This is a genomic window from Betaproteobacteria bacterium (genome assembly GCA_009377585.1).
In the GTDB taxonomy this organism is placed as follows: Bacteria; Pseudomonadota; Gammaproteobacteria; order Burkholderiales; family WYBJ01; genus WYBJ01.
Window position 1 is genome coordinate 1 of sequence record WHTS01000044.1, and the last position, 16,380, is coordinate 16,380.

A 16,380-nucleotide genomic window follows, 5' to 3' on the forward strand; every position below is an offset into this window, starting at 1 on the left:
AGTCTCTGCGAACACCGGCCCTATCCAACGACGCACACGACTCGGCGGAATGCTCAGCTACTACCAACGAGCGGCTGCGTGAGGTTCTCGTTCGGGAAATTGGACATTACGGGATGCCAGCGAGCAGCCAAGGGCTCACCGCATCCAGCAGGAGTTTGGCGAGCGGCGTTCCGACCCCGAACAAACCGGCAGCGGCCAACGCCGCCGCAACGCCCGGGTGTCGTAACAGCTTCATGCCCGGACGCTCGGCTGAACCCCGCTCGGTTTCCTGGGTCTACTTGCCGTGTCCGCTGCGTACAAGGTCATTGTACCCGGCTTCACGTCGTATGCCTCTCCGACTTCACGCGCCATCCCATCGCCGCGGCTACCCGTCTTACCGAAGTCGAACGATACGCTTTTCGATGGGTATCCCCTTTCGCTGGTTGGTTCATTGTGTGCCGCTTTCGCGGGCGGAGGGTGGTTATAGCCGAGCATCCGATAGCGGGTAGTGGAATAGGATTGAGAGTAGTTGCAACGGCAGTACCTGCGGTTTGGCTCGCCCTCGCATGGCAAGGGGGACGAGCACGCCGTGGCAGATCGACCTGATGGTCCTTGCGAAGCTGCTGCCTGTTCACTTGTCTCCTGAATTGGGGGCGACTTCGATACTTCCGTTCCTACGGGCAGTACGTATCTTTCGCCTTGTCTACTTATGGATGCGTCTCTCGTTTATAGTGGACGCTATGCGCGAGTCACTTTCGCACAGCTCAGCGATGAATGTTAAACCGGGGTACGTCGGCGAAACTTTCCGCACCCTGATCCGGCGGAATGACATTACTTCGATTGTGGCGCAGACTATCAGAACTGCTGGTTGACCTCGATCTGGTTTGCTAATGCAATAGAGGCACAGCCGGGCAACGATGAAACAACTTTTCGCCGACGAAGATATTGCGAGCTGATGTGGCGAAGCGGGCGCAGGTAGTTAAGGCTCGGGCATCAAGTCGGACTGAAGAGGAGCAGAACAGTGGCAAGCGAAATCAAGCCAATTCGCCGCGTGGTGACCGGAAACGATGCTCAGGGACGCTCGCGCGTCATCTTCGATAGTGCAGCGCCGAACGTAAATCCGGGAGCGATCCGGCCGGGAACGTGCATGACGGACGTGTGGGTGTACGACAGATGCCCGATACCGCTCGCGGACGATCGCGATTGTGGGCGGCTTCCGTTCAATTTCGAGCCGCCAGAAACCGGTGGACACCTGCGGATCGTGCAGTCCCCACCCAAACCCGAAGGCTACGATGTCTCCAGAGATCCCAACGCAGTGCCGCTGCACGAGCCGCGCAGGCGCTCGGGCGGCACGTGGGATCGGGGCGGCGCGAACGGCTACTCCTCGCCCGTTCACAAGTCGGAAACTGTCGATTATGGCGTGCTGTTGGAAGGCGAGCGCGTGCTCGTGCTGGACAGGAGCGAGCATGTAATGAAGCCGGGCGACGTCGTCGTACAACTCGGCAACTGGCATGGATGGCAGAACCCCCGTGAAGGCAGCCTCATGGCTTTCGTCATGATGGGCGCGCGGTTCGAGCGCTGACGATGAGCAATGCCACCGCGAAAACCGTGCGCCGGATCGTTACGATCGACGATGAGGAGGGCAAGTCGGTCGCCATCGCAGATAGTCCATCCCCCGACGTGCGGACCGACCATGCGCGGCCGGGTTATTCGTCGGCACGTATCTGGGTTACCGACCGCACGCCCGCGCGTATTGCGCGTATTCAAGGCGTACGCGAAACCGACCGCACGCCCGCGCGTATTGCGCGTATTCAAGGCGTACGCGAAACGCTCGACATGCCGCACACGATGGAGCCGCCGCCGCGCGGTTCGGTGTGCCGAGTGGTGACTTTTCCGCCCGATAAGGATTTCCGCGATCGGGTCACGGCACGGGACGTGGAGGCGTTCTTCCGCTCCATGGGCTCCCCGGGTGCCTCGACGTATACGCCCGATGCTCCGCACCCCTATATGCAGAAAACGAATACGCTCGATTTCTGCCTCGTGCTCGAGGGCGAGATCACGCTCGTTCTGGATATGGGGGAAGTTGCTTTGAGGGCAGGAGATACCGTCGTCCAGCGCGGGACAAATCACGCGTGGAGCAACCGCTCGGATCGCCCTTGCGTGGTTGCGTTTTCATCGCACGATGGCCGCTGGTAACGCATGCCGCGCAGGCAGGCAGCTCACGGGTGTGCGGCCTCACGTTTGCCGCGGCTGCGCCACCGGCGCAGGCTGTTGATGTGTCGCTCGGCGAGCCCGGCGTGCGCATTGATTGATGGGCCTGCCGCTATTCGATTCGTCCATTCACCGCCCGTATGAAATACCGCATCAACGAGCTCTTTTGGTCCATTCAGGGCGAGGGCGCAAATGCCGGCACAGCTTCGGTCTTCGTGCGGTTCTCCGGGTGCAATCAGTGGACGGGACGGCACGTCGATCGCCCGAAGGGCTTCGCCGACTGCGCCCGCTGGTGCGACACGGACTTCTTCCACGGTGAGCCGGTGACGCATGACAAGCTCGTCTCGCGGATCAGCGCGTTGCGCCAAGACGCGCAATTGGTCGTATTTACGGGTGGCGAGCCGGCACTGCAACTCACGTCCGAGCTGGTCGAGGACGTGGTTGCCTTGGGGTTACGCTGCGCAATCGAAACGAACGGGACCGTGGAGCTTCCTCGCGGCGACTACTGGGTCACCGTGAGCCCCAAAGGCGGCAAGCACGAGCTCCTCGTAACGCATGGAAGTGAGCTCAAGCTCGTGTACCCGCAGCTGGGGGTTCAGCCACCAGAGGTGGAGGCACTCGAGTTTCAGCACTTCTTCTTGCAGCCGCGCGACAACGCCCCGGAACACGCCGCGGCGTGCCTCGAATACATTCGGCGGCATCCGCGATGGCGGCTGAGCGTACAGATACATAAGCATCTCGGACTGAGATGAGAGTCAAGGCGGAAGTATCGATCGTGCGCAAGTTCGTCGCCGCGCATTCGCTGCCGACAATCGGGGTGGGCGAGCGACACGAACACTTGTACGAGGTTCACTGCGGCTATTCGAGTCGAATCGAAACACGAGTGGGCTGCGCGCGGCCGCTGCAACAGATTGCGAGCGAAATAGACGCAGTCGTCGCACGGATACAGGGAAAAAATCTGAACGTTGTGTTGCCGGTTCCGCCCACAGCGGAAATGGTGGCTTGCTGGCTGCTCGCTCACCTCCCTTCGCATTGGGAGTGGGTTGCGATCAAAGCGTACGATGGATTCGAATGCAAGATTACGCGCGAAGACGCTGAGCCATCCTTCAAGCTATTACGCGGGAAACGCAGTCGCGTGGTCAAGCGCTTGCGCGCGGGTGGACCGCGAGCACTTCGGTGATCTCAAAGTCGCCGACGGTTCACTCGGCAACCCGAAGTCGGCGCATTGCTCGTTAAAGATAATGATTGTAAAGACGAGGCCACTGACGGCGTTTCAAGACGTTCGCCGGCCGGTTGACGTCGCTATTCCGCTATTCCAACCGCGAACCGGAAGCTCTGATGACCTTGCCCCATTTGGCGACTTCCTGTTTGAGGTGTGCGTCCATCGCCTTCGGAGTCGACCCCATGGGCTCGAAACCCAAGTTCACCAGTTGCGAGCGGAAGTCGTCCGTGGCCAGAACAGCCGAGATGTGCTTGTTCAGGAGCGCGATCGTACTTGCGGGCGTATGCCGTGGCGCAACAAGTCCATACCAGTTGTCTGCGCTGTAGCCCGGCAGCCCGGATTCGGAGATGGTCGGCAGATCCCCAGCGGCGCGAAAGCGGCGATCGCCGGCGAGGGCGAGGGCCTTGAGCTTTCCGGAGCGCACGTGTGGGAGGCTCGAGCTGAGCGTCGCGATCATGACCTGCGTTTCTCCGCTCATCACGGCAGTGAGCGCGGGCCCAGCGCCTTTGTAGGGAACATGGACGAGCTTGATACCCGACATCGAATTGAACAGCTCGCCCGCCAAGTGGTTGATGCCGCCTGCGCCGCCTGAGGCGTAGTTGAGCTTGCCCGGCGAGGCCTTAGCCAGCGCGATGAGCTCGCGGATGGACGAGGCGGCGACTGAAGGATGAACGACGATGAGCAGCGGACCGGAAGCGACGAGCGACACGGCCGAGAAATCGCGCACGGGATCGTACTGAAGATTCGTGTAATAGCTCGCGCTCATCGCATACGACGCCGTTATGAGCAACAGCGTGTACCCGTCGGGAGAGGCCTTCGCTGCGATCGCCGCGCCCAGGGTGCTCGCTGCACCTGGGCGATTGTCGACGACGAAGGTCTGGCCCAGGCTGTCGCCCAGCTTCTGTGCGAGCAGCCTGCCGACGATGTCCGTGCCGCCGCCTGGCGGGAATGGAACGATGAGACGAACCGGTCGCTCGGGATAGGAGGCTGCGTCGGCAGCATGGACGCCGGCGAGGGGCCACACAAGAATGGCGGCTGCCGCTGTCACCAGTACATCACGCGCAACTACAAGGGCGTTCTTTATCCACATCACGATTCCTCTGCGATTTTTACGGTCACACAGCGCGTGTCCCCCCAGGTGGGAACGAAAACGGTGTGGTTGCCTGCGCCGCCGGCGACGAGAATTTGCACGTCTTCGGTACTATCGGCCAGCGGAACCGCGTCTGGTTCACGCTGTTGAAACCAGCGCGCGCGCCTGCTTTTCACCAAAGTAATGGTCTCGGGGTTGAGCGTTTGCAGGGGAATCCGTGTCCGTTCGAAAAATGCTCTCTTCACGTCGCGCTTGGACAATCCCGCAGCACCGAGCACGGCCGCCTGCTCCGGGCCGAAGATGATCAATGGCTCGCCGCCGGAGTAAAGATTCTTCAACCCCTCGCGGGGAACGGCGCGCGCGAGCACGTCCAGTATCTGCTCTGCGCTCGTGCGGGCATAGTGAATCACGTCCTGCGTGCCCGCGACGCCGATCACCGAAACGGTGCTGTCATTTGCCGCATAGCCGCGATCCACGTGAAAGGGCGCCCACGGGCTTTGCCTCTCGTTCTCAGCGATGCACAAGGAGTACTTGCCGGGCTGGCCATGACAAGCCTTGTCGAGCTTACCCGGTACACCGCCGCCGATATTCACAAGCACAAAGCGTAATGCGCGACCTATCGTTGCATTGCTCTTCCAGCCCTGGCCCAGCACATTGAATCCGGAATTGATCTCGAGCTGCTGGGCAATGGGGCCGTTGACGATGATCATCGGGGCGACCGGGTTTGTGGTCGCCTGCATCGGCAGGAGATTGAACGCAGGGCTGATCATCGCCTTGATTGCCGCAAGCACCACCGGGAAATGCCGCGGCTCGCAGCCTGCCATCACCGCGTTCACGGCGATCTTCTCCACGGTTGCGAGGCCCATTTTGGGCGCAATCACGCCCACCACATGGTCGTGGGGCTGCCGTACCGACGCGAGCAGCGCTTGCACCTTGCGCTCGGTCGGCACGGCAATGGGCAGGCCATCGGTCCAGCCCTGCGCGTAGAAATAGTCGTTCACCGCCTCCCATGATCCGGCAAGCGGCAGAACGCGCGGCGGCGTCTGCTCGAGGCGGCGCTCAAAGGTATCGGCGGGTGCACCTAACCTTGCCGTGATCTCCGGTAATACCTGGCGGCTGCGTTCGAGCACCGCTTCGCGCCCGAGATCACCGAAGGGGTGCGGTACGACGGCCAAGGTTAATCCGGGCACGCCCAACGCCGCCGCCACCTCCTTCGCGAGCTCAGCGAAGGCATTCGTCACGACGGTCAGTGTCGCAACGCCGGCTCGCTCGAGCTCTACCGAGTCATGGACACTCCATGACGTGCAGGAGCCTCAGTCCCCGACGGCGTTCACAACGAAGCGGCAGCGACCGGCGAGGGAGGCGATATCCGGGGCGGGGCCCGCAGACCGGGGCTTGGCGACGCTGACGATATTCGGCTCGCCGACTGTGGCCAGTTCGCGCGCCAGCGCTTGCACGAACCAGGAGACGTTCGGTTTGCTGTTGTCGATGAGGCCGATGCTGCGTGCCGCACCGGTACCAGGCCGAGGACGGGCGGCATGCGCGGGAACAGGCGTAAACGCATTGGCGATGGGGCTCAGGATGGGTTGCTTACGGGTTGGCATTTTGGGTTTCCTCTGCGAAGTGGCGCCGCACGCGACACAGACTCAGGTATGCACGAATCCGGGTCCGGCGCCACGATGCCGCATGAGCCGTTTCGGGTCACGGCGGAGTCAAGCTGGCACGCTGACTCTCCGGTATCGATTTGAGATCGCCTACCCACCCGAAAGCCGAGTTGCACCATAGCTGCTGTGAGGGCTTAAGTTGCGCCCGCTGGCGAATCGATCCGATGCGCAGCCCATAATGCTGCTCGGAGTTCTCGTCGGGCGGCGTGGCGTACATCTGCGTGCCGCATCGCGGGCAGAACCAGTGTGCGCGTTTGCGGCCACTGTCGGCAGTCTTGATGTAAATCGTCGGTTCGCCGCCGAGCAGCCGGAAGCTTCCTTTCTTAGCCAGAACGACCATGCGGAAGGCCGAGCTGCTCAGCACCTGGCAATCGGTGCAGTGGCAGATGATGACTTTGGACGGATCGATCTCGGCGCAGTAGGTGATGTAGCCGCAATGACAGCTTCCGTCGACGTGCATTTCAGTGCTCCGGCCGCGTGAATCGGACCGAGCACGCTACATTGCGTAGCGGTTACAGTCAACGGACGGCACGTCGGTGCCTTGCTGCAGCTTGTCGCCTCGGAGACGCGTGTTCATCCACCTTGGCATTACCGCTTGCCCGTCTGCGCCGCCGCCTGCATTCCGACCTCTACGGTCTTACGGTCCAGATGCGATGCGAACATCCGGATGAAGTCGTATACGTAAGCTCGAAGATAGTCATTGCGTCGTACACCGAGGTAGATAATGTTGGGCTCGAATAGATGGCTCGCGTCCATAGCCCGCAGCCGGGTGTCTCTCGATGTGTCGTAGGCAAGCGTCGCCACGATGGCGATGCCCATGCCGCGCTCCACGTACGCCTTGATCACATCGCTGTCGATTGAGCTCAGGACGATGTCGGGCGAGAGTCCGCGCGCCGCGAACGCCTTGACGATGCGCGATCGCCCGATGAACGGTGCGTCGTAGGTGATGATGGGATAACGTGCCAGTTTCTCCAGAGTAAGCTTTCGCACCTTCAGCAGCGGGTGATTGCGAGGAGTCAGCACGATGCGGTTCATCGAATAGCATTCGAACAGCACCAGACCCAACTCCTCCTCCGAGAACTCCGATCCGATGCATAGGTCGGCCTCACCGCTCGAAACCAGTTGGTTCACTTCGGCAGGCGTGCCTTGCCTCAGCATCAGCCGCACTTTCGGATAGCGCTGAAGAAATTCTTCCGCGATGCTCGGAAGAGCATATCGCGCCTGCGTATGGGTCGTGGCGACGGTGAGGGTACCGCTGTCCTCGTCGACGAAGTCTCGGCTGATCTTGGTGAGCGTGTCTGCGTCCTGAAGCATTCGGAGAGCGACGTCGACGATGGCCTGACCGGGGCGGGTCAGGCCGCGCAGGCGCTTTTGCTTGCGAGCAAAAACGTCGACCCCTAGCTCGCGCTCCAGGGAACGAAGCTGACGGCTCACGGCAGGCTGCGGCATGTTCAGCGCTTCGGCCGCCCTGGACACGCTCAGTCCGCTGCGCACGATGGTGACAATGATCCTCAGCTGCTCCAGTCTCATCCCAAATAACAGTTCTGATATAGGAGCATTCAATTCTAGTCATTGAGTGGACATAGGGCGAGTGGCAACATGCAGCGTTTCGATGCCGGAGGCTTGTGGTGGAACGACTGTACGTGTTGAATCCGTCCGTCGACGACGGGGGACAGGAACTCACGCTCGCGGCGCCGTTGAACCAACTGCGCAACGCGAAGATCGCGTTCGTCGACAACAGCAAGGTGAACGCGGACCTGTTCCTGAGCCATGTCGGCCCCCGGCTGGAAAGCGACTATGGTGCACAGGTCGCCTTTACGGTTCGCAAGCTCGCCCCGAAGGATCCGCTGTCGGAGGGCGAATTGAAGCGCCTGGCGGAGTGCGATGCCGTCATTCAGGGTTTCGGCGACTGCGGCACGTCCACTTCCATGAGCGTTGCCGACGGCGTGCGCCTGGAATCGCTCGGTATTCCCACGGTCACGGTCTGCAGTAGTGCCTTCTCGCATGCCGCTCGATCGCAAGCGGTCGGACGCGGTCTGGGGGCGCTGCCCATCGTCGAGATTTCGCACCCGATGCACACGGCGCCGAAGGGGGTGGTGCTGGAGCGGGCGGAATCCGCCATGTCCAATCTGGCTGCGGCCTTGACGCAGCGCCCGGCGTCGCAAACGGCGCAGCCCACGCCGAGCGTCGCCCCCGAGTTCCCGCTCGACCAGTCTCCGGCTGGCTTGCAGGAGTTTTTCTTCGACAACGGCTGGACCGACGGACTCCCCGTGGTTCCTCCGACGCGCGCTGCGGTGCGCGCGATGGTGGAGGCCTCACAACGCGATGCCGCGGAGACGATCGGCCCCATACCCCCGCGGATGCGCTCGGCAACCATCGAAAAGCTGGCCATCAACGCCGTGATGGCAGGATGCCGCCCGGAGTATTTTCCGGTGGTGCTGGCGGCGCTCGAAGCGGCCCTCGACGACGGCTGCCGGCTCTACGGCATCCAGACGGCTACGAACAACGGCACGCCGCTCGTCATCGTCAACGGCCCGATCGTGGCGAAGCTCGGGCTCAATGCCCGCGGCAACGTCTTCGGCCAGGGATTTCGCGCGAACGCCGCCATCGGCCGGGCTCTGCAGCTCATCCTTCGCAACATCGGCGGCGACCTGCCGGGCGATACGGACATGTCCACCCAGGGCCAGCCCGGCAAGTTCACTTTCTGCATCGCGGAGAACGAAGCCGAGAGCCCGTGGCCGCCCTTGCACGTCGAGCGTGGATTCGCCTCCGGCGACAGCACCGCCACGGTCGTCGGCGCCTCGGCCGGCCACAACGTGTTCACCTACGGCTGCGAAACCGGCGCAGAGATCATGGAGCATTTCGTCGGTGCCATGACGGCGCTCGGCCACAACAACGTGATCTTCCCCACCGGGCCGATGCTGGTGATCGGCCCTGAGCACGCCGGCGTTTTGGCCCGCGACGGCTACGACAAGCCGCGCATCCGCGAAGAGATCTTCAGGCGCGCGCGCATTCCGCTGTCGCGCTTCGCCGAGCGTACCGTGCGCGGGCTCAAGCACCGGCGCTCACGTTGGTTCACGCAGTTCCCGGATGCGACGGACATCGGCGTGGCGGACGATCCCTCGCACGTACTCATCGTCGTGGCCGGTGGCGCGGGCATCCATTCGCAGTTCGTGCCGACATCGTTCAGCTATCATGCGGTGACCCGGCGCATATCGCCTTGAGTCGATCTCCCGGGAAAATGCGAGGAGGAATGTTGTTGAAGGAGCATGTCTGTCTGGTCCTAACGGCCGCCGCCTTCGCCTGGTCGACAAGCGCGGCAAGTCAACAAACGTCGTCCGCCAAGGCGGACCCTGCGAGCATCGCGTCCTACCCCAGCCGCCCGGTGCGCTTGATCAACCCGTTTCCGCCCGGAGGCGGCTCGGATGCCGTGGCGCACCTGGTGAGCCAGCGCTTGTTCGGTCGCTGGAATCAGAATGTCATCGTCGACAATCGTGGCGGGGCAGGCGGTGCGATCGGAACCGGCATGGCGGCAAATGCGACGCCGGATGGCTACACGCTGGTGATGGCGACCGCCAGCACCGTGGTCGTGAATCCGCTCATCAACAAAGTCCCGTTCGAGCCGCTCGAGGACTTCGATGCGATCATACTCACCGCGTCGGTTCCGCTGATTCTCGTCGTCCATCCGTCCGTACCCGTGAAATCGGCGCAGGAGCTTGTCGCGCTGGCCAAATCCCGCCCGGGCACGTTGAACATATCGTCCTCGGGAGAGGGCACCATCAGCCATCTGGCGCTGGAGCTTTTCAAGCTCACCACCGGTGTCGACATGGTGCACGTGCCTTTTCGCGGCGGCGGTCCGGCCCGCAACGCGTTGCTCGGCGCCCAGGTGCAGGGCAACTTCGCTAACCTGCTGTCGGCGTCACCTCACGTCAAAGCGGGTAAGCTGAAGGCGCTGGGTGTTACCACGCGCAAGCGGGCGACTGGGTTGCCCGAAGTGCCGACCCTGGCCGAAGCCGGTATCTCCGGATTCGAAGTCGTCCAATGGAACGGGTTGCTTGCGCCGAATGGCACGCCCAAGCCCATCATCAACAAGCTCAATGCCGAGATCAACGCGATCCTTGCAACCCCGGAGATGCAAAAAATATTGATCACGAGCGGCGCCGAGCCCGAAGGCGGCACGCCGGAAGAGTTCATGAAGTTCATTCGCGACGACATCGCGAAATGGACCAAGGTTGTTCGCGCATCGAAGATCAAGGTCGACCGGTGAGCGGAGCGTCGCCGAGCCGTGGACCCGGCGAGGATCGCCGATCGCGGGCAGCTGCTGGCGAGCGGCCACGCGTGTACGTGATCGGCACCGGCGGCAGCATCTCCTGCATCGGCGAGTCGCGCATCGATCTCATCGACTACAACTACGCCGACAAACATTTTTCCATCGAAGAGATGCTCGCGCGCATTCCCGAGGCATGCGAGAAAGCGGAGGTGCGGGCGGAACAGTTCCTGAATGTGTACGGCGGCGACGTCACGCCGGACCAGTGGCTGACGCTCGCTCGGCGCATCAATGCGATCTTGCGGGAAGATCCACAAGCGGCCGGGGTGGTCGTAACGCATGGCACCTCGACACTGGAAGAGACGGCGTACTTCCTCAACCTGACGGTGAAGGCCGAGCGTCCCGTCGTGGTGACCGGCGCGATGCGACCGCCAACCGCCATCAGCACCGACGCCGACATGAATCTCTATGACGCGATCCGCGTTGCCGCGAGCCCGGAAGCATACGGCAAAGGGGTTCTCGTCGTCCTCAACAATCACATTCTGGCTGCGCGCGACGCGGTAAAGACGAGCACGTCGCGCCTGGAGACGTTCACGTCCAACGAGTTGGGCGTTCTCGGCTACGCCGATTCCGACGGCGGAGTCGTGTTCTACCGATCGCCTGTGCGCCTGCATACCACGAGTACCGAATTCGACGCGGACCGGATCGATGCGCTCGCGCGGGTCGATCTCGCTTACGCCTACTCGGGCGCCGACGGCACGGCGATCGAAGCGTTCGTGAAAAGGGGCGCTCGGGCGATCGTCGGCGTGGGTCTCGGCAGCGGCAGCGCGCCGCGTGCTTTTCTAAAGGCGCTCGAAGCGGCGCGCGAGCAAGGGGTTGTCGTGGTCGTGGCGAGCCAGTCGTTCAACGGCCGAGTAATGGCCAAGCGGACCTTCTTGTCTCGCGGGTTCGCCGTTGCGGACAACCTGCCGGCCAAGAAGGCGCGTATCGTGCTCATGCTCGCGCTTGCCGCACCGCGCTCGCGGGACGACATCCAGCGCATGATGCTCACCTACTGAATTCACAGGAGCCGCCATGAGCCAGAAGCGTGGAGAACCCGGGCCAGCCACCAGCCGAATCGACATTGCCGGCGTCCCGGTATACGTGCCGATCGGCACAGCCGACGTGCCCGCCCGGCGGCTTGCCCAGCGTATCCCCAGTCTCGACGGCGCGCGTATCGGCATCCTGGATAATTGCAAGGAATTCGCGGATGTCGTCCTGCGGGGGGTCGCCGAAGCGCTGCAAGCGCTTCATCCCAATGCGACGATCCGAACCTGGCAGAAGAGCTATCTCGGTATCGCTTCGCCGTACGCCGAAGAGATGGCCGCGGAATGCGACGTGGTCATCAACGGTGTAGGCCATTGAGGTTCTTCGACCCCTTGGACCGCGCGTGACGCGGTCGCGCTCGAAGACCTCGGCATCCCGACGACAACGATCGTCAGCACTGCTTTCGCTCCGCTGGCCCAGGTCGTGGCCGAAGGAATCGGCCACATGAGCTTGCCGATCATCGTCATCCCTCATCCCGTGGGCAATCGCGACCAATCGCGTATCCTCCATGCCGGGCGGGACATCGCGCAGGAGTGCGAACGCGTCCTGATTACAGAGGCCGGTGGGCTCGCACGGGAATTCGAGGGCAAGCAGTATCCGCTGCCTCGCGGCGTGATGCCGCGATAAGGCGCGAGCGGAAGATCCTGGACACGCGCAATCATGAACCACGCTTCTGCGCCCATCGTCGAATCGGATAGGACCTTCGACGAGATCAACGAGTACTTCTACGAGCGAGGGTGGAGCGACGGCCTGCCGATCGTGCCCCCCACGCAAGCCCGCGTGCAGGCGATGCTCGCAGGGATGCCCTGGCACGCTCCGGACGACATCATCAGCGTCGTCCCGCCCCGCATGGGTCGCGCGAGCATGCAGCAGATCGCGGTCAACGCCGTAATGGCCGGCTGCCGTCCGGAGTACCTCCCGGTGGTGGTTGCGGCACTGCAGGCGGTATCGGAGCCGGAATACGGTCTTGCCCACCGCCAGACGACCACGCACGCCGGCGCGCCGCTCATGATCATCAACGGGCCCGTGGTCCAGCGTCTGCGTATCAACTGCGGACGGGGGTTGCTCGGGCCGGGCTGGCGCGCGAATGCGACCATCGGGCGGGCATTGCGGCTCGTGCTCATCAATATCGGCGGCGCAGGCCCGGGCGTGGACGCGTCGCAAACCGGCCATCCCGGCAAGTACACCTACTGCATCGCCGAGTACGAGGAAGCGAATCCCTGGGAGCCCCTGCACGTGGAGCGCGGCTTCGAGTGCGGCCAGAGCGTGGTGACGGTCGTCAATACCGAGGCGCCGCACAGCATGACGGAGAACGTCCAGACGGACCCGGACGAGATCGTGCATACCTTTGCCTCCTCGATGGCGACGCTCGGTGTCAACAATCTGTATTCCCAAGGCACGCCGGTTCTCGCACTCGGCATCGAACATGCGCAGCACATCGCCTCCGCGGGGTGGAGCAAGCACAGGCTGCAAGAGGCGCTATTCGAGCGCGCACGCCAGCCCTGGGGACTCGTCAAGAACCGCGGCAAGTCCAAGGGACCGCGATTTCCGGAATTCGTCGATCGCAACGACGACAGCTCCATGGTCCCCATCATTCGCGAACCGTCGGATCTCGTCGTCATCGTGGCGGGCGGCGCCGGGGGCAAGTCGATGTTTCTCCCGACCGCCGGCGGTCAGAGTCTGGCGGTGTCGAAGCTCATCGAGAACGGATGAGGCGTAGCGCCGATCGGGGCCGATTTCCGGCTGCTGGCTCGCACACGCACCCAGCATAACTTGTGCTCAGCTGCGCGAAGCATGAAAAAGGAAGAAGCAATGATGTCAATGGCGTTCAATGCGGCTGCCGTGCGCTTGTGTGCGCTCGCGATGATCCTGATTCCCGGCGGCCATGTCGCGGCCCAACAGCCGTATCCGGCCAAACCTGTCCGAATGATCGTGCCTTTCGCGCCCGGTGGCGGCACCGATACCCTGGGACGGCTGCTTGCCCAGAAGCTGAGCGAACTTTGGAACGTCCAGGTGGTAGTCGACAATCGGCCAGGCGCCGGATCGACCGTCGGGACCGACGTGACGGCGAAGGCGGCGCCGGATGGTTATACCATCGGCGTCACCTCGATGTCGCACGCCATCAACGCGACGCTCTACCGCACGCTGCCGTACGATCCGATCAAGGACTTCGAATTCATTGTCCTCACCGTGCGCGTTCCCAACGTTCTGGTCGTGCACCCCAGCGTGCCGGCGAAATCGGTGAAGGAATTGGTCGCTCTGGCGAAGTCCCGTCCGGGAGAGCTTGTCTTTTCTTCATCCGGCGTAGGCGGCGTCTCACACCTCTCCGCGGAGGTCTTTGCGGCCACCGCTGGGATCCGCATGCTGCACGTTCCCTACAAGGGTGCAGGGCCGGCCATGATCGCGCTTGTCAGCGGCGAGTCGCAAGTCATGATGGCAACCGTGCCCGTGCTGCTTCCTCAGATGAAAGCCAAGCGCGTTCGCGCACTCGCGATTGCGAGCCTGAAGCGCTCGCCGCTTCTGCCGGAACTGCCGACCATCGCCGAGTCAGGGCACCCCGGCTTCGAGACGGACTCATGGTATGGGCTGCTCGTCCCCAAGAGCACGCCGCGCGCGATCGTACAGAAATTGAACGCAGACTCGAATCGTGCTCTGGATTCGGCCGATCTGAAGGTCGCGCTCGCCAAGCAGGGTGCACAACCGGCCGGCGGGACGCCGGACGAATTTCTGCGCTTCGTTCAGGCCGAGATGGCAAAGTGGCGTAACGCCATCCTAGATGCGAAAGTGCCATTGGCGAATTGAAATCGGAGATGACCCCCGCGACTGCGTCGTGTCTCGCTCCTCCGTGTGTGCAAGGCGGGTTATATTGATTATCGTCGATCGGCCGCTCGACCAGATCGGCTTCTTGGTAAAGGTTGTTGGCAATGGCACGACGCTCACGACTGACGAGGTAATCGCAACGATGACGCCATGATAGGCCTGTGGTGCGCAATGATTCGTGCATGGCGTTCGAGAACTCGGTGTCGCTGCAGACCCGCGTTGAATTTGGCAAGACGAGCGAATGCGGCACTTGGGCGAGCGCAACCTTCGTAGTGTTCTGGAATGTCTTCACGTGGGGGCATGCTGTTCTTGTGCTCGTTCGAATTTCGTCCCGAGCCGAGAACCTGGCCTTAGGACAGTCGAGCCGTTTACGCGCATCGCCACAGCCGCCGACTGAGGCAATCATCGATAAGACGAACGCTGCACAAGTCGAACGACTTGGCGTAGCGAGGCGTCGTCTCAGTGGGGTTGTCAGTTCGCTTGCGAAGATCTTCGGTCGCATCCTCAAGGCCCACGACAGCCACTGTGAAGTCAAAACTTTGCGCGAGACGTCTGGCCGGATCGTGCGAACCACATTATGGAGCATGGCCTTGTGCGGATGTGCGGGGGTATCATGGCGACTAAAGGAATAGACATAGTGCACTCGGAAACTATTGCGCTTTTCCTGTCGCTCGCAGTCCCGGGTCATTGAACTCGAGAATGCAGTCGCTGGCTTCGACGCGTGTATTTCTTGGCTAGTGGTCCTGGCCGTCGTCCCTATCCCGAACCCATCCGTTGCGGAGACGAGTTGAATATGAGTAAGCAAGAAACTCTGCTGATGTATGTGCCTTCCGCCCAGAGCGAACCGCACTATGAGCCGTACGGGTGGCAGCATTGGCCGGAATTTCCGTACATGTCGTATCAGTTTCGTCGGGCACTGGGTGAAACGCAGGAAGGGGGCGGTGCAGTCAGCGAATGCTTTCAAGCGGCCAGCCGCATGCAACCGGGCAATAAGGAAAGCTGGCACGCGGAATGGATCAAGGTCGGCGACCGTAACCGGCAGCGCGGTGACGAGGCGGAGCGGGCCGGTCACATTCGAACGGCGATGAATTGCTGGCTGCGCGCAGCCAATTACTACCGGCACGCGGAGTTCTGGCTACCACCGGACGATCCGCGGCGGCTCGCCACGTTCACGCTGTGTGAGCAGATGTCTCACAAGTTCCTGGCGCGCCTTGAGCCACCCGGAGAGGCGATCGAAGTACCGTACGAGAACGGGAAGACGCTGTATGCCTACTTTGTCCGTTCGCCTTGCGGCGGGGACAAGCAGCCGGTCCTCATCTCGTTTGGCGGACTGGACTCGTTCAAGGACGAGCTCTGGTTCATGGCAGGACGCGGAGCGGTGCAGCGAGGCATGTCGATCTTGATGCTGGATGGGCCGGGACAGGGCGGGACGCTGCGCCGACACGGTCTGTCAACGCGCTACGACTACGAAGTCCCGATCGGTTACTGCGTTGATTACCTCGCTTCGCGCAATGACGTGGATCCCAGCCGTATCGCAGTGTGCGGCTCCAGCCTTGGCGGATTCTATGCGGCCCGTGCGGGCTGCTACGAGCCGCGCCTCGCGGCATGCATCTCACACGGCGGGAACGCGAACGTCTACGAGAACTATCTGCGCAGAGACGAAGACCACGAGATGGCTTATCAGATCAAGTGGGTCTACGGCGCCAAGTCGATGCTGGAAGTGCGTGAGAAGGCGCGCGCGTTCCAGATCGGCGACGGCTTTGCGCGCATGAAATGTCCTTACCTCATTCTTCATGGCGGCCATGACGTGCTCGGGGTAGACCGCGCACGGCTTGCCTACGACAGCGCCAAGGCACAAGGCGCGAACGTCACGCTGCGTTTCGTCAGCGCCGAAGAGACAGGGGCAGACCACTGCCAGCACGACAACCCGACCATCGGTCAGGAGATCATGCTGGACTGGCTGGCGGACATGTTCGGCATCGATCAGAGCAGGCTGGCGCAAACCATCGTGTAGTCGGTCAGGTTGAACGACTGAGACTTA

At 62.4% G+C, this 16,380-nt stretch carries 17 protein-coding genes and 1 pseudogene; 12 read left to right on the forward strand and 6 right to left on the reverse strand.

Annotation, left to right across the window (positions count from 1 at the left end):
• Positions 1–112 precede the first annotated feature (112 nt).
• A pseudogene (locus tag GEV05_15075) lies at positions 113–235 on the reverse strand (EamA family transporter).
• A 765-nt stretch (positions 236–1,000) separates the two neighbouring features.
• On the opposite strand from GEV05_15075, the gene GEV05_15080 reads away from it, so the two are divergent.
• The 4 genes from GEV05_15080 to GEV05_15095 all read left to right on the forward strand — a co-directional run bounded on the left by GEV05_15080 (position 1,001) and on the right by GEV05_15095 (position 3,370).
• On the forward strand, positions 1,001–1,561 hold the full coding sequence (locus GEV05_15080) for a hypothetical protein (GenBank protein ID MPZ44693.1): 561 nt from the start codon (positions 1,001–1,003) through the stop codon (positions 1,559–1,561).
• Positions 1,562–1,563: 2 nt separating this feature from the next.
• Complete coding sequence (locus tag GEV05_15085; GenBank protein MPZ44694.1) at positions 1,564–2,175, forward strand: cupin domain-containing protein; 612 nt, start codon at positions 1,564–1,566, stop codon at positions 2,173–2,175.
• A 155-nt stretch (positions 2,176–2,330) separates the two neighbouring features.
• Complete coding sequence (locus GEV05_15090; protein ID MPZ44695.1) at positions 2,331–2,942, forward strand: 7-carboxy-7-deazaguanine synthase; 612 nt, start codon at positions 2,331–2,333, stop codon at positions 2,940–2,942.
• Positions 2,939–3,370, forward strand: coding sequence for a hypothetical protein (locus GEV05_15095; protein ID MPZ44696.1), 432 nt, complete (start codon positions 2,939–2,941; stop codon positions 3,368–3,370). The genes GEV05_15090 and GEV05_15095 overlap by 4 nt, the downstream gene beginning before the upstream one ends.
• A 130-nt stretch (positions 3,371–3,500) precedes the next feature.
• Here GEV05_15095 and GEV05_15100 read toward each other — a convergent pair whose 3' ends face one another.
• The 5 genes from GEV05_15100 to GEV05_15120 form a co-directional block, all read right to left on the reverse strand.
• Complete coding sequence (locus GEV05_15100) at positions 3,501–4,502, reverse strand: tripartite tricarboxylate transporter substrate binding protein (protein MPZ44697.1); 1,002 nt, start codon at positions 4,500–4,502, stop codon at positions 3,501–3,503.
• Positions 4,502–5,743, reverse strand: coding sequence for a hypothetical protein (locus tag GEV05_15105; GenBank protein MPZ44698.1), 1,242 nt, complete (start codon positions 5,741–5,743; stop codon positions 4,502–4,504). The genes GEV05_15100 and GEV05_15105 overlap by 1 nt, the downstream gene beginning before the upstream one ends.
• A gap of 72 nt (positions 5,744–5,815) precedes the next feature.
• On the reverse strand, positions 5,816–6,106 hold the full coding sequence (locus GEV05_15110) for a hypothetical protein (protein MPZ44699.1): 291 nt from the start codon (positions 6,104–6,106) through the stop codon (positions 5,816–5,818).
• A 97-nt stretch (positions 6,107–6,203) separates the two neighbouring features.
• Positions 6,204–6,626, reverse strand: coding sequence for a GFA family protein (locus GEV05_15115; protein ID MPZ44700.1), 423 nt, complete (start codon positions 6,624–6,626; stop codon positions 6,204–6,206).
• A 128-nt stretch (positions 6,627–6,754) separates the two neighbouring features.
• Positions 6,755–7,696, reverse strand: a complete 942-nt coding sequence (locus GEV05_15120; GenBank protein ID MPZ44701.1) for a CysB family HTH-type transcriptional regulator — start codon at positions 7,694–7,696, stop codon at positions 6,755–6,757.
• Between the two features lie 98 nt (positions 7,697–7,794).
• On the opposite strand from GEV05_15120, the gene GEV05_15125 reads away from it, so the two are divergent.
• The 8 genes from GEV05_15125 (at position 7,795) to GEV05_15160 (ending at position 16,353) form a co-directional block, all read left to right on the forward strand.
• Entirely contained in the window at positions 7,795–9,390 is a 1,596-nt protein-coding gene (locus tag GEV05_15125) for a hypothetical protein (protein MPZ44702.1), read from the forward strand.
• A 29-nt stretch (positions 9,391–9,419) separates the two neighbouring features.
• Entirely contained in the window at positions 9,420–10,433 is a 1,014-nt protein-coding gene (locus GEV05_15130; GenBank protein ID MPZ44703.1) for a tripartite tricarboxylate transporter substrate binding protein, read from the forward strand.
• Positions 10,388–11,491, forward strand: a complete 1,104-nt coding sequence (locus tag GEV05_15135; GenBank protein MPZ44704.1) for an L-asparaginase — start codon at positions 10,388–10,390, stop codon at positions 11,489–11,491. Before GEV05_15130 ends, GEV05_15135 begins: the two co-directional genes overlap by 46 nt.
• Positions 11,492–11,507: 16 nt before the next feature.
• Complete coding sequence (locus GEV05_15140; GenBank protein ID MPZ44705.1) at positions 11,508–11,837, forward strand: hypothetical protein; 330 nt, start codon at positions 11,508–11,510, stop codon at positions 11,835–11,837.
• Positions 11,838–11,963: 126 nt separating this feature from the next.
• Positions 11,964–12,146, forward strand: a complete 183-nt coding sequence (locus GEV05_15145; protein MPZ44706.1) for a hypothetical protein — start codon at positions 11,964–11,966, stop codon at positions 12,144–12,146.
• Between the two features lie 33 nt (positions 12,147–12,179).
• Positions 12,180–13,232 carry a hypothetical protein gene (locus GEV05_15150; protein ID MPZ44707.1) on the forward strand — a complete coding sequence of 351 codons (1,053 nt, stop codon included), beginning with the start codon at positions 12,180–12,182 and terminating at the stop codon, positions 13,230–13,232.
• A 150-nt stretch (positions 13,233–13,382) separates the two neighbouring features.
• Positions 13,383–14,321, forward strand: a complete 939-nt coding sequence (locus GEV05_15155; GenBank protein MPZ44708.1) for a tripartite tricarboxylate transporter substrate binding protein — start codon at positions 13,383–13,385, stop codon at positions 14,319–14,321.
• Between the two features lie 739 nt (positions 14,322–15,060).
• Entirely contained in the window at positions 15,061–16,353 is a 1,293-nt protein-coding gene (locus GEV05_15160; GenBank protein ID MPZ44709.1) for an alpha/beta hydrolase, read from the forward strand.
• Positions 16,354–16,380 lie beyond the last annotated feature (27 nt).